This is a genomic window from Paracidovorax cattleyae (genome assembly GCF_900104515.1).
In the GTDB taxonomy this organism is placed as follows: Bacteria; Pseudomonadota; Gammaproteobacteria; order Burkholderiales; family Burkholderiaceae_C; genus Paracidovorax; species Paracidovorax cattleyae.
Genome location: NZ_FNJL01000027.1, coordinates 66237 through 78377, shown reverse-complemented (window position 1 = coordinate 78377; position 12141 = coordinate 66237). Strand labels below are relative to the sequence as shown.

The 12141-nt window shown below is 65.6% G+C and carries 12 protein-coding genes and 1 rRNA gene; 11 read left to right on the top strand and 2 right to left on the bottom strand.

The window, feature by feature from the left end; genetic code table 11:
* The first annotated feature begins 162 nt into the window (after window positions 1-162).
* Window positions 163-275 (top strand): 5S ribosomal RNA (gene rrf / locus BLR05_RS19530).
* Here rrf and BLR05_RS26060 read toward each other — a convergent pair.
* The gene (locus BLR05_RS26060; RefSeq protein WP_143015960.1) at window positions 270-449 is read right to left on the bottom strand and encodes a hypothetical protein; all 180 of its coding nucleotides are present in this window, start codon (window positions 447-449) and stop codon (window positions 270-272) included. The genes rrf and BLR05_RS26060 overlap by 6 nt on opposite strands.
* A gap of 152 nt (window positions 450-601) precedes the next feature.
* On the opposite strand from BLR05_RS26060, the gene BLR05_RS19525 reads away from it, so the two are divergent.
* The 8 genes from BLR05_RS19525 (at window position 602) to BLR05_RS19490 (ending at window position 9100) form a co-directional block, all read left to right on the top strand.
* A complete protein-coding gene (locus BLR05_RS19525) occupies window positions 602-1015 on the top strand; it encodes a MerR family transcriptional regulator (RefSeq protein ID WP_092837646.1) in 414 nt (137 codons plus the stop codon).
* A 97-nt stretch (window positions 1016-1112) separates the two neighbouring features.
* Entirely contained in the window at window positions 1113-2300 is a 1188-nt protein-coding gene (locus tag BLR05_RS19520) for an isovaleryl-CoA dehydrogenase (RefSeq protein ID WP_092837643.1), read from the top strand.
* A gap of 30 nt (window positions 2301-2330) precedes the next feature.
* On the top strand, window positions 2331-2993 hold the full coding sequence (can, locus tag BLR05_RS19515) for a carbonate dehydratase (RefSeq protein ID WP_092837640.1): 663 nt from the start codon (window positions 2331-2333) through the stop codon (window positions 2991-2993).
* 46 nt (window positions 2994-3039) lie between these two features.
* Window positions 3040-4848 (top strand): bifunctional isocitrate dehydrogenase kinase/phosphatase, encoded by a 1809-nt coding sequence (gene aceK, locus BLR05_RS19510; RefSeq protein WP_092837637.1) that lies wholly within the window; start codon window positions 3040-3042, stop codon window positions 4846-4848.
* Window positions 4849-4890: 42 nt separating this feature from the next.
* Complete coding sequence (locus tag BLR05_RS19505; RefSeq protein WP_092837634.1) at window positions 4891-6075, top strand: acetyl-CoA C-acyltransferase; 1185 nt, start codon at window positions 4891-4893, stop codon at window positions 6073-6075.
* Complete coding sequence (locus tag BLR05_RS19500; RefSeq protein WP_225979007.1) at window positions 6072-6770, top strand: SDR family oxidoreductase; 699 nt, start codon at window positions 6072-6074, stop codon at window positions 6768-6770. The genes BLR05_RS19505 and BLR05_RS19500 overlap by 4 nt, the downstream gene beginning before the upstream one ends.
* A complete protein-coding gene (locus BLR05_RS19495) occupies window positions 6742-7905 on the top strand; it encodes an acyltransferase family protein (RefSeq protein WP_225979006.1) in 1164 nt (387 codons plus the stop codon). The genes BLR05_RS19500 and BLR05_RS19495 overlap by 29 nt, the downstream gene beginning before the upstream one ends.
* Window positions 7906-7969: 64 nt before the next feature.
* Complete coding sequence (locus BLR05_RS19490) at window positions 7970-9100, top strand: acyl-CoA dehydrogenase family protein (protein WP_092837628.1); 1131 nt, start codon at window positions 7970-7972, stop codon at window positions 9098-9100.
* A 90-nt stretch (window positions 9101-9190) separates the two neighbouring features.
* Here BLR05_RS19490 and BLR05_RS19485 read toward each other — a convergent pair whose 3' ends face one another.
* Window positions 9191-9694: a DUF421 domain-containing protein gene (locus BLR05_RS19485; RefSeq protein ID WP_092837625.1), complete on the bottom strand. Its 504-nt coding sequence runs from the start codon at window positions 9692-9694 to the stop codon at window positions 9191-9193.
* Window positions 9695-9798: 104 nt separating this feature from the next.
* On the opposite strand from BLR05_RS19485, the gene BLR05_RS19480 reads away from it, so the two are divergent.
* Complete coding sequence (locus BLR05_RS19480) at window positions 9799-10233, top strand: YchJ family protein (RefSeq protein WP_192883814.1); 435 nt, start codon at window positions 9799-9801, stop codon at window positions 10231-10233.
* 63 nt (window positions 10234-10296) lie between these two features.
* Entirely contained in the window at window positions 10297-12135 is a 1839-nt protein-coding gene (locus BLR05_RS19475; RefSeq protein ID WP_092837622.1) for an ATP-binding response regulator, read from the top strand.
* Window positions 12136-12141 lie beyond the last annotated feature (6 nt).

Genomic DNA, 12141 nt, shown 5'->3' with positions numbered 1-12141 from the left:
AAGCGCTTAAGCTAACCAGTACTAATTGCTCGTGCGGCTTGACCCTATAACTTTGACAACACCGTCAAGGTTGTTATGCCAAGTGACGCAATCAAACAAACAAGCTGATTCGCTCTATGAATTCGCCGTCCTGACCACAAACCAGGACAGCAACCCTTTATGCCTGATGACCATAGCAAGTTGGTCCCACTCCTTCCCATCCCGAACAGGACAGTGAAACGACTTTGCGCCGATGATAGTGCGGGTTCCCGTGTGAAAGTAGGTCATCGTCAGGCTCCTACAGCCCAATCCGCCCTCAGATCTTCATCGGTCTGAGGGCGTTTTGCTTTTTGCTTTTTGCTTTTGTATTCAAGCCGCTGCGCTTTTGCGCGCATGGCAGCCGCTGCACGTCGCAACGACGTGCCATCCGTTTCGGGCGGCGCAACAGTTTCTCCGCCTTGTACTTCCATTGCGGCCTTCGTGTCGCACCAGGAATGTGTGCGTCCGGAGCCAGGCGCATCCGCAACGGGCTTTGGCGCTGGCTACGGTACGATTGACGTGCGCGTCAACATGAGGCGATGCGCGCCCTCTGCCGTCCTCCTCATTTCTGCTGTCCCTGTCCATGGCTGTCACCTACACCATCAGCGATCTCGCCAAAGAGTTCGACCTCACGACGCGTGCGATGCGCTTCTACGAAGACATGGGGCTGCTGCAGCCCGAGCGCTCCGGGCCGGGAGGCCGCACCCGCATCTACTCTGCCAGGGACCGCACGCGGCTGCGATTGACGCTGCGTGCGAAGCGTCTGGGCCTGTCGCTGGCCGAGGCGAAGTCCATCATCGACCTGTATGACAGTCCCAGGGACACGGGTGTGCAGTTGCGGAAGTTCCTGGATGTGCTGGCGAGCCATCGGCAGCAGCTGGAGGAGCAGATGGCGGACCTGCAGGCCAACCTCGATGAGATCCGGGAACACGAAAGGGAGGCGCGCGCGCTCCTATCCAAGGTGGAGAAATCCGCCAACGGCCGGAATGCTTCATAATTGACGTTTACGTAAACGTCATTGCGTTTGCCGTGCTGCATGCCTTGGCCGGATGCAAGGCGACGGCAGCCTTTGCCACCATTCAAGGAGACACCCTATGAGCATTTTCTCGTTGCCCGGACTGAACTTCCAATTGGGTGAGGACATCGATGCGCTGCGCGATGCCGTGCGGGAGTTCGCGCAGGCCGAGATCGCCCCGCGCGCCGGAGAGATCGATCGGGACGATCAGTTTCCGATGGATCTCTGGCGCAAGATGGGCGAGCTGGGAGTGCTGGGCATCACCGTTTCCGAAGCCTACGGTGGTGCGCAGATGGGATACCTCGCCCACATGGTGGCGATGGAGGAGATCTCCCGCGCCAGCGCGTCGGTGGGGTTGTCCTATGGTGCCCACAGCAATCTGTGCGTGAACCAGATCCATCGCAACGGCACGGAGGAACAAAAGCGCAAGCACCTGCCGAAGCTGGTGTCCGGCGAGCATGTGGGTGCCCTGGCAATGAGCGAGCCCGGCGCGGGGTCGGATGTGATCAGCATGAAGCTCCGGGCTGAAGACAAGGGCGGTTACTACCTGCTCAACGGCAACAAGATGTGGATCACGAACGGCCCGGATGCCGATACGCTGGTGGTGTATGCCAAGACCGAACCGGAGCTCGGGGCGCGGGGCGTCACCGCCTTCCTGATCGAGAAAGGCATGAAGGGCTTCAGCATTGCGCAGAAGCTCGACAAGCTGGGCATGCGAGGCAGCCACACCGGGGAACTGGTGTTCGAGAACGTGGAGGTGCCAGCCTCCCAGGTACTCGGCCAGGTGAACGGCGGGGCGAAGGTGCTCATGAGCGGGCTGGACTACGAGCGGGCGGTGCTCACGGGCGGTCCGCTGGGCATCATGCAGTCCGTGATGGACAACGTGGTCCCCTACATTCACGACCGCAGGCAGTTCGGCCAGAGCATTGGCGAGTTCCAGCTCATCCAGGGCAAGGTGGCTGACATGTACACCGTGCTCCAGGCGGGGCGTTCCTTCGCATACACCGTGGCGAAGAATCTGGACATGCTCGGCACGGAGCACGTACGGCAGGTGCGCAAGGACTGTGCCTCGGTCATTCTGTGGTGCGCCGAGAAGGCGACCTGGATGGCTGGCGAAGGCATCCAGATCTTCGGCGGCAATGGATACATCAACGAATATCCGCTCGGCCGCCTCTGGCGGGATGCGAAACTCTACGAGATCGGCGCCGGGACCAGCGAGATCCGCCGCATGCTGATCGGCCGGGAACTGTTCGCCGAGACCGCCTGACTTTTGTACAACGCTTCAGAAAGAATACTGATGACCGCTCCCAGCATCGATGAACTGTTCGTCCACAACCGCGCATGGGCCGCACGGATGGAACGGGAGCGTCCTGGCTTTTTCACGGAGCTGATGGCGCAGCAGAAGCCCCGGTACATGTGGGTGGGCTGCTCGGACAGCCGGGTGCCCGCCAACCAGATCACAGGGCTGGAGCCGGGCGAGGTGTTCGTGCACCGCAACGTCGCGAATGTGGTCGTGCCCACGGACCTGAACTGTCTCTCGACCATCCAGTACGCGGTGGACCAGTTGCGGGTGGAGCACCTGATGGTCGTGGGCCACTATGGCTGCGGTGGCGTGCGCGCGGCACTGGAGGGTGTTCGCGTGGGGCTGGCCGACAACTGGATCCGGCACGTCAAGGATGTTCGGGACCGCCACAGGGAGCTGATCGCCGCCACGTCGGTGGAACTGCAACTCGACGTGCTGTGCGAACTCAATGCCATCGAGCAGGTGGTGAACGTGGCGCAGACGACGGTGATGGCCGATGCCTGGGGCCGGGGGCAGAAGGTGACGCTGCACGGCTGGTGCTATGGACTCAAGGACGGACTGATCAACAACCTCAACATGACGGTGTCGGGCATCCAGGGACTGGACTCCGTGTACAAGGCGGCGATCCAGGGCGTGGCCAACCGTCTGCGGGGATAGGCGGGACGATCGGTTTTCCTGCCACCTGTCGATGGAGCCAGCAGCCATGTTCCCACGGCGTCTCGATTCTCCTGCCGCATACGGCATCGCGCAGGCGATGATGGATGGCTTCAATCGCCATTACCGCTTGTTCCGTGCGGAGTCCGCGCGTGCGAAGCACCGCTTCGAGACATCCGACTGGTCGAGCCAGCAACGCGCGCAGCGCGAGCGCATCGAGTTCTACGACCTGCGCGTGAAGGAATGCGTGCGCAGGCTCGAGAAGGAGTTTTCCGCAGGGGCGCAGCCGATGGACGTGTGGCACCAGGTGAAGCTGCACTACATCGGGCTGCTGGTGGGGCACCGGCAGCCTGAACTGGCCGAGACGTTCTTCAATTCGGTCACGACCAAGATCCTGCACCGCACGCATTTCCACAACGACTTCATTTTCGTGCGGCCGGCGATCAGCACGGAGTATCTCGAGAACGACGAGCCGGGGGCGCGGCCGACCTACCGCGCCTATTACCCCTCGCCCGAGACGTTGCAGGAAACGCTGGTGCGCTTGGTGGACAACTTCCAGCTGCAGGGGGAGTTCGAGGACCTCGCGCGCGATGCCGGGCGCGTGGCGGAAGTGATGCGCCCCCGGCTCGGACCGGCCAAGTGGCGTGCGAATTTCCAGATCCAGGTGCTCTCCAGCCTGTTTTACCGCAACAAGGGCGCCTATCTGGTGGGCAAGGTGATCAACGGGTTCCAGGAGCTCGCCTTCGCGCTGCCCATCCTGCATGGCGCCGGTGGCCGCTACGTGATCGATGCGGCGCTGTTCGGCGACGACGACCTGCAGATGCTGTTCAGCTTCGCGCGCGCGTATTTCATGGTGGACATGGAGATCCCCAGCGCCTACGTGCAGTTCCTGCGCAGCCTGATGCCCCGCAAGCCGAGGGCGGAGCTCTACAACGCCCTGGGGCTGGCCAAGCAGGGCAAGACGCTTTTCTACCGGGACTTCCTGCACCACCTGCGCTATTCGAGCGATCGTTTCCGCATCGCTCCGGGGATCAAGGGCATGGTGATGCTGGTATTCGACCTGCCGTCGTTTCCCTTCGTTTTCAAGGTCATCAAGGACTATTACCCGCCGCAGAAGGACACCACCCGGGAGCAGATCAAGGGCAAGTACCTGCTGGTGAAGCAGCACGACCGGGTGGGCCGCATGGCGGACACGCTGGAGTACAGCGAAGTGGCGTTCCCGCGGGAACGCTTCGAGGACGACCTGATCGCCGAGATCGAGAGGTTCGCGCCCAGCCAGCTGGAGATCAGCGACCGCGACGGGGACGGCAATGTCGAGGTGATCCTCAAGCATGTGTACATCGAACGGCGCATGATCCCGCTGAACATCTATCTCCAGGAGGCGTTCGACGCCGGCCTGGACGACGCGCGTGCGCGGCAGCAGATGGAGCGCAGCGTGGTCGAGTACGGCAATGCGATCAAGGATCTCGTCGCTGCCAATATCTTCCCAGGCGACATGCTGTGGAAGAACTTCGGCGTCACCCGCAACGGCAAGGTCGTTTTCTACGACTACGACGAGATCGAGTACCTCACCGATTGCCATTTCAAGAGGGTGCCGGCCCCCCGCAACGAAGAGGACGAGCTGTCGGGCGAGGTCTGGTGGGCCGTGGGGCCGCGGGACGTGTTTCCCGAAACCTTCGGTCCTTTCCTGCTGGGCAACGATGCCGTGCGGGACGTGTTCATGCGCCACCATGCGGACCTGCTCGATCCGGTCTTCTGGCAATCGCACAAGGAGCGCATCCAGGCCGGGCACATGTACGACGTGTTTCCCTACGACCCCGACAGGCGCTTCGGCGCGAGCGCGGGTTCGCCGGCCTGACCCCCCTTACCAAGCATCCAGCACTTTCACAGGAGACTCCGAATGCAGCAAGACCCCATCGTCATCATCGGTGCCGCGCGCACGCCCATGGGGGCGTTCCAGGGCGATTTCTCGGGCCTGGCCTCCCATGACCTGGGGGGCGTGGCGATCCGCGCCGCCGTGGAGCGCGCAGGAATCGCACCGGACAGCGTCGGCGAGTTGTTGTTCGGCAACTGCCTGATGGCCGGGCAGGGACAGGCGCCAGCGCGCCAGGCCGGGTTCAAGGGAGGGCTGCCCCAGGGCACAGGAGCCGTCACGCTGAGCAAGATGTGCGGCTCGGGCATGAAGGCGGCGATGTTCGCGCACGACATGCTCCTCGCAGGTTCGCACGAGGTGATCGTGGCAGGCGGAATGGAGAGCATGACAAATGCGCCCTACCTGCTGCAGAAGGGGCGCGGCGGCTACCGGCTGGGCCACGACCGCATCTTCGACCACATGATGCTGGATGGGCTGGAGGACGCCTACGAACCCGGCCGGTCAATGGGAACGTTCGGTGAGGATTGCGCGGCGAAGTACGGATTCACCCGCGAGCAGCAGGATGCGTTCGCCGTGGCGAGCGTGCAGCGCGCGAAGGCGGCCACGGAGTCCGGCGCGTTTGCGGCGGAGATCGCGCCGGTGACCGTGAAGACGCGTGCCGGCGAGACGGTGGTGTCGGTGGATGAGGGCCCGGGCAAGGTGCGCCTGGACAAGATTCCCGCGCTCAAGCCGGCGTTCAAGAAGGACGGGACCATCACGGCGGCATCGAGTTCGAGCATCAACGACGGCGCCGCGGCGCTGGTGATGGTGCGCGAATCCACGGCCCGCCGCCTCGGGGCGGCGCCGATCGCGTGCATCGCGGGCCATGCCATGCATGCGCAGGAGCCCAATTGGTTCACCACCGCGCCCGTGGGCGCCACGCAGAAGGCGCTGGCCAAGGCTGGATGGACGGTGCAGGACGTGGATCTCTGGGAGGTGAACGAAGCCTTTGCGGTGGTGCCGATGGCGCTCATGAAGGAACTGGACGTGGCGCACGACATCGTGAATGTGAACGGCGGGGCCTGTGCGCTGGGGCATCCGATCGGTGCGAGCGGGGCCCGCATCATCGTGACCCTGATCCATGCGCTGAAGGCCCGCGGCAAGCGGCGTGGGCTGGCCACGCTGTGCATCGGCGGCGGCGAAGGCACTGCGATGGCGATCGAACTGGCGTGAGCGCTGCCGTGTCGGAGGATCGCTCCAGCCATCCGGTGCTGGTGATCGGGGCGTCGCGGGGCATCGGCCTGGAGTTCGTGCGCCAGTACCGCGAGGCGGGAAGGCGCGTGATCGCAACGGTGCGCGACGAGGCCGGGCGCGACCGCGTGAGTGCGCTGGGCGCCGAGGCGCTGACGGTGGACGTGGCCCGGCCGGCCAGCGTGAGCGGCCTGGCCTGGCAGCTCGATGGCGAGCAGATCGGCCTGGCGCTGTACGTGGCCGGGGTGATCCGCCGCCCTGGAGCACTCACGCCGCCGACGCAGGAGGATTTCGATGCGGTGATGCATACCAATGTGCTCGGTGCGATGCAGGCGTTGCCGCAGGTGGCGCCCCTGGTGGAGGATGCGCGTGGCGTGTTCGCGTTCCTCTCCTCCTCGATGTCGCTGATCGGCAGTGTGCCCGACAGCGGGTCGTGGCTGTACCGCACGAGCAAGGCCGCGCTGAACATGGCCGTGGCGGCCGCGCAGCACGACTATCCCCAGGCGACGCTCGTCACGCTGGACCCGGGCTGGGTGCGTACGGACATGGGTGGGCCCGGAGGCATGCTGGAAGTGGCCGAGAGTGTCGGGCGCATGCGGGGCGTTCTGGAGAGCGTCACTGTGGGTGACCGGGGGCGGCTGCTGCACCATGATGGAAGAAGGGCGGCGCAATGGTGAGTGCCGACCGGACCAGGATGGCGAAGGTGGCCGCGTGAGCGCGCCGGTGTCCCATGGGGACAATCGCTTCAATCTGATCCGTCTGGCGGCCGCCGTCGCGGTGCTGCTGTCGCACGGCGAGTTTCTCTACCGGTTGACGCTGCCGGTTCCCTTCCCCGGGCACACCCTGGGTTCGCTGGCGGTCTATTGCTTTTTTTTCGTCAGCGGCTACCTGGTCTTCCAAAGCTGGGAGCGTGAACCCGCGCTGGGCGTTTTCTGGGTGAAGCGCGTGGCGCGCATCTTTCCGGGATTGGTCGTTGCGAGTGCGTTTTCCGTGTTCGTCGTGGGTTGGGCCATGACGCGACTGCCGACCACGGAGTATTGGACGCATCCGGGCACATGGCTCAATTTTTTCAACAACGCGGCGGGGATCGCGACGGTGCAGGTGCTGCCGGGCGTGTTCGAATCCAATCCTTTCGCCCGGGCTGTGAACGGCTCGCTCTGGTCGATCCGCTATGAGTTGCTGATGTACCTCGTGCTGTCGGTGGCTGGCGTGGCGGCAGGCCTGCGGCGGCGCTGGGTCTTTCCGGTGGGGGCGCTGTCGATGGCGGCATGGTGGTTTCTGGCCCGCTGCATGGGCGCCGGTGTTGCGGCGCCTGCCTGGCTGTCCGAGTTGTTCGGCGCGTCCGAGGTATCCGCGCTCGGCGTGCTGTTCCTGCTGGGCTGCTCCTGCGCGGCGTACCGGGTGCGCACCCACGCCTGGATGTTGATCGCAGCCGCCTGCGGTGCATGGATTGCGTCTGTCGCCACCAGTGCGGGAAAGGTGCAGCTGGGGGTATGGGCGATGGTGGCGGCCGGTACTTTCTGGCTGGCCCGCGCGGGAGTGCACCGCTGGCGATGGAACGGTTTCCCGCGCGAGGATTTCTCCTATGGCGTCTATATCTATGCCTTCCCGATCCAGCAGGCGATCACGGAAATATGCCTGCGCCGAGGGTGGAGTTTGCCTGTCTGCCTCGTGCTTTCCCTGGGGCTGACTTTCGCCATGGCCGCTTTTTCTTGGCACTGCGTGGAAAAGCCCTGCATATGGCAAGGGCGCCGCCTGGCGAACTGGTTGCGCAGCGCCCGGCGGCCGGACATCCACCGTCCGGCGCAATGAAGATGGGATGCTGCATCCGGCCGGCATCGTCTTTTTTTCTTTCTAACGATATGGAGACAAGCACATGCTGTTGACGCAGGACCAGGAGATGATCCGCGACGCGGTGCGCGATTTTGCGCAGACGGAGCTGTGGCCGCATGCGGCCCGCTGGGACAAGGAGCACCTGTTTCCCCGCGATGCGCACCGGGGCCTTGCGGCCCTGGGGGCATATGGCATCTGCGTGCCGGAGGAGCATGGCGGCGCAGGGTTGGATTACCTTTCCCTGGCGCTGGTGCTGGAGGAGATCGCGGCAGGCGACGGCGGAACGAGCACGGCGATCAGCGTGACCAACTGCCCGGTCAATGCGATCCTCATGCGCTATGGCAGCGAGGCGCACAAGCGCCGGTGGCTCGAGCCACTGGCACGCGGCGAGATGCTGGGCGCCTTCTGCCTGACGGAGCCCCATGTCGGCTCGGATGCCTCGGCGCTGCGTACCACGGCGGTGCGGCAGGGGGACGAGTACGTCATCGACGGCGTGAAGCAGTTCATCACGAGTGGGAAGAGCGGGCAGGTGGCGATCGTGATCGCGGTGACCGATCGCGACGCCGGCAAGCGCGGCATGAGCGCATTCGTCGTGCCTACCGACACGCCCGGCTACGTCGTGGTGCGGCTGGAAGACAAGCTGGGCCAGCACAGCAGCGATACGGCACAGATCCTGTTCGAGGGATGCCGCATTCCGGTGGAGAACCGGATCGGCGCCGAGGGCGAGGGCTACAAGATCGCGCTGGGCGCCCTGGAAGGGGGGCGCATCGGCATCGCGGCGCAGAGCGTGGGCATGGCGCGCAGTGCCTTCGACGTGGCCGTGCAGTATGCGAAGGAGCGCGAGAGTTTCGGCCAGCCGATCTTCCAGCACCAGGCCGTGGGATTCCGGCTGGCCGATTGCGCCACGCAGATCGAAGCCGCGCGGCAGCTGATCTGGCACGCGGCGACCCTGCGGGATGCGGGGCGTCCCTGCCTGAAGGAGGCCGCCATGGCCAAGTTGTTCGCGAGCGAGATGGCCGAGCGCGTGTGCAGCGCGGCCATGCAGACACTGGGCGGCTACGGGGTGGTGAACGACTTTCCCGTGGAGCGCATCTATCGCGACGTGCGGGTGTGCCAGATCTACGAGGGCACCAGCGACGTGCAGAAGATCCTCATCACCCGCGCACTGGCCTGAGCGCGCGCCCCGGGGCGAGCCGCACCCGCCGTCGCAGGCGGTCCGGCAGGGCGAAGGTGTTGCCGCCGGCGATCACGAATCGCCGGCGCCTTATCCCCGGTCTGCAATGCCCCCGCCGCCGGCGCTGCCGCGCTCGCGCAGCACCACGGTGATCTGGCCGTTGGTCTCGATGGTCGCCCGCTCCACTTCGTGCAGGTGCAGGCAGCCACCGGCGCGCAGGGCCGCGGCGAGGTCTTCCGCGGACAGGAGTTCGCGGCGCATGAGGAGCCGGTCCACGCGGCCGTCTTCCACCAGGGTCTGGGGGCGGCCATCCACGAGGTGGGCGAGCCGGGGGAAGCGGAAGGTGGCCCGTGCCAGTACCACGTGGCAGCCGATGAGCGTGGACGCCGAGATGAGCCCGCCGATCAGCGAGTTGTCGCCTGCGTTCATGGAGTTCTGCACCGCGTTCGACAGGATGAGCAGCAGCACGAGGTCGAACGGCGCGAACTGTCCCGTCTGGCGCTTGCCCGTGAGGCGCAGGAACATCAGCAGGAATGCATACACCACCACGCCGCGCAGGATGAATTCCCACCAAGGCACGCTCAGAGCCCACATCGTCGATCTCCAGGAAAAAGAAGGGGCCCGGCATACGTGCCGCGCCGGCAGCGAGTGTGCCATCGGTGGCGCATCTGCAAGAATGCGGACCCGTTTCCCTGCAGATGGTGGCCGTGTCCCGTTTTTCCTCATCCCCTTCCGACTGCCCCTGCGGGCGGCTTTCCGGACGCGGCGCGCCGCTGTCCTATGCGCATTGCTGTGGCCGGTATATCGACCACCGGGATGCCTGCCCCGCGCCCGATGCGGAAAGCCTGATGCGGTCGCGGTACACCGCTTTCGTGCAGGGAAATGCAGATTACCTGCGTGCCACCTGGGCCGCTGAGTACCGGCCTGCGTCGGTGGAGTTCGAGCCGGGCGTGCGCTGGCTCGGACTGGAGGTGCGTGAGCACCGCCGCCTGGGCGAAGACCGGGCCGAGGTGGAGTTCGTGGCCCGCCGGCGCGACGCGGGGGGGCGTGCCCACCGCCTGCACGAGCGCAGCCGTTTCGTGCGCGAGGACGGGCGCTGGTTCTATGTGGATGGCGAGTTTCCGCGCGGCTGATGCCAGCCTGTCCCCTGTCGGCCGGTCCTGATCGCACACCCTTCATCCATTACCTGCCATACGATGCCCATCGCTTCCGACAGTCTCTATCCCGATGCGTGGCGCGGCGCCGGCGGCGACGATGCCCAGGCATCCGGTGACGGTCTCGATCTGGCGGTGCGCCGCCGGTTGCTGGACTCGTTCGCGTCGCGCGGCGTGTCCGAGGTTGCAGGGGTGGTCATTCCCGGCGTGCTGACGTGGCTCTATGCCCGCAGCGGGCTGGATCCCGACCGGGTACTGGCCTGGTGGGCCGTTTTCGCTGTCTTCGCATGCCTGATGTGGGGTTTGCAGTGGCGTTTCCGGCGCGACGCCCACCTGCCGGACAGTGATCTCGTGCCGCGTTGGGAAAGGGTCTTCCAGGCGTTGGCCGCGTTGAACGGACTGATGTGGACCGTGCCCATCTTCCTGACGATGCATTCCGCGTCGCAGGAGTTCCGGCTGGTCGTCTATTTGGTGATCTGCGCGGTGATCGCTTCCGGAACCACCTTCCTGGCACCTTCTCCGAGGGTGTTCGTGCCATTCTTCGCATGCGCCTATGCGCCGGCATTGCTGGCCGTGGTCTGGTACTTCCCGACCCGGTGGCAGGCGATGCTGCCTCTGATGATCCTGTATGGCTCGGTGATTTCGCGGCATGCCTGGGGCTCCCGAAGATTTGCGGTGCAGCAGGTGGAGATGGAGCGGCAGAGGCTCCGCATGGCGGAGCGCTATCGCGCGGCCAAGGAGCAGGCCGAGCACGCGCTGGAGGAGAAAAGCCGCTTCCTTTCCACGGCCAGCCATGACCTGCGCCAGCCGCTGCATGCGATGGGACTGCTGGTGGAGTCGGCGCAGCAGCGCAATGCCGACGCGAAACTGGTGCCGGTGCTGGAGGGGATCCAGGATTGCGCCCGCTCGCTGACGTTCCTTTTCAATGCGCTGCTGGATCTGTCCCGGCTGGAGTCCGGGGCCTATGCCGTCGTGCAGGAGGATGTCTCCCTCACGGAGGTACTGCGCGACGTGTCCACGGTGTTCGGCCCGGATGCGCGCCATCGGGGCCTGCGGCTGGAGGTCTATCTGCCGCGGCACCGCCCGGCCGTCGTGCGTGCCGATGCGGCGCTGCTGCGGCAGATGGTTTTCAACCTGGTCCAGAACGCACTGCGCTACACGCGCGCAGGCGGCGTGCTGATCGGTGCGCGGATGCGGCGCGGGGTCTGGCGCATCGAGGTCTGGGACACCGGCCCGGGCGTGCCGCCGGAAGACCGGCACCGCATCTATGCCCCCTTCTACCGGGGCGAGGCCCGCTGGACGCAGGAGATCGCCGGCCACGGGCTGGGGCTGTCGGTCGTGGCCCGGTCGGCGCAGTTGATCGATGCGGAGTACGGATTCGAGTCCCGGCCGGGACGCGGCTCGTGTTTCTGGCTGGTGATGGATACGGCGGAAGGTGCGCGGAGCGCGAACGCTCCGACGGGATCCGCTGTGGTGCCGGTCCCGCCATGGCAGCAGCGGCTGGGCTCGCTGTCGGGCAGTTGCCTGCTGGTGGAAGACGATCCGCAGGTGGCGCGCGCCGTTGCGGAACTGCTCCAGTCCTGGGGGCTGCGTGTCGCGGTGGCCGCGACGGCGGCACAGGCCATGGCACATGCGGCATCCGGCAAGGCGCCGGATGTGGTGCTGTGCGATCAGCGCCTGGCCGGTGGAGAGCGCGGGTTCGACGTGCTGCGCGCGCTGCTCGAACGGTTTCCCTCCGCGCGCGGAGCAATGGTCAGCGGCGAATATGACGCCGCCCCGCTGGCGCAGGCGCAGGAGGACGGCTACCTTCTCTTCCGCAAGCCGCTCGCGCCGGAGGCGCTGCATTCCGTGCTGGCGCGCTGGCTGGACGAGAAGTCCTGAGCTGCG

What these genes read in the sequence shown, in the direction of transcription:
- BLR05_RS26060 (WP_143015960.1), bottom strand. Translation starts at nt 449, where the DNA reads ATGGAAGTACAAGGCGGAGAAACTGTTGCGCCGCCCGAAACGGATGGC.
- BLR05_RS19525 (WP_092837646.1), top strand. Translation starts at nt 602, where the DNA reads ATGGCTGTCACCTACACCATCAGCGATCTCGCCAAAGAGTTCGACCTC.
- BLR05_RS19520 (WP_092837643.1), top strand. Translation starts at nt 1,113, where the DNA reads ATGAGCATTTTCTCGTTGCCCGGACTGAACTTCCAATTGGGTGAGGAC.
- can (WP_092837640.1), top strand. Translation starts at nt 2,331, where the DNA reads ATGACCGCTCCCAGCATCGATGAACTGTTCGTCCACAACCGCGCATGG.
- aceK (WP_092837637.1), top strand. Translation starts at nt 3,040, where the DNA reads ATGTTCCCACGGCGTCTCGATTCTCCTGCCGCATACGGCATCGCGCAG.
- BLR05_RS19505 (WP_092837634.1), top strand. Translation starts at nt 4,891, where the DNA reads ATGCAGCAAGACCCCATCGTCATCATCGGTGCCGCGCGCACGCCCATG.
- BLR05_RS19495 (WP_225979006.1), top strand. Translation starts at nt 6,742, where the DNA reads ATGATGGAAGAAGGGCGGCGCAATGGTGAGTGCCGACCGGACCAGGAT.
- BLR05_RS19490 (WP_092837628.1), top strand. Translation starts at nt 7,970, where the DNA reads ATGCTGTTGACGCAGGACCAGGAGATGATCCGCGACGCGGTGCGCGAT.
- BLR05_RS19485 (WP_092837625.1), bottom strand. Translation starts at nt 9,694, where the DNA reads ATGTGGGCTCTGAGCGTGCCTTGGTGGGAATTCATCCTGCGCGGCGTG.
- BLR05_RS19480 (WP_192883814.1), top strand. Translation starts at nt 9,799, where the DNA reads ATGGTGGCCGTGTCCCGTTTTTCCTCATCCCCTTCCGACTGCCCCTGC.
- BLR05_RS19475 (WP_092837622.1), top strand. Translation starts at nt 10,297, where the DNA reads ATGCCCATCGCTTCCGACAGTCTCTATCCCGATGCGTGGCGCGGCGCC.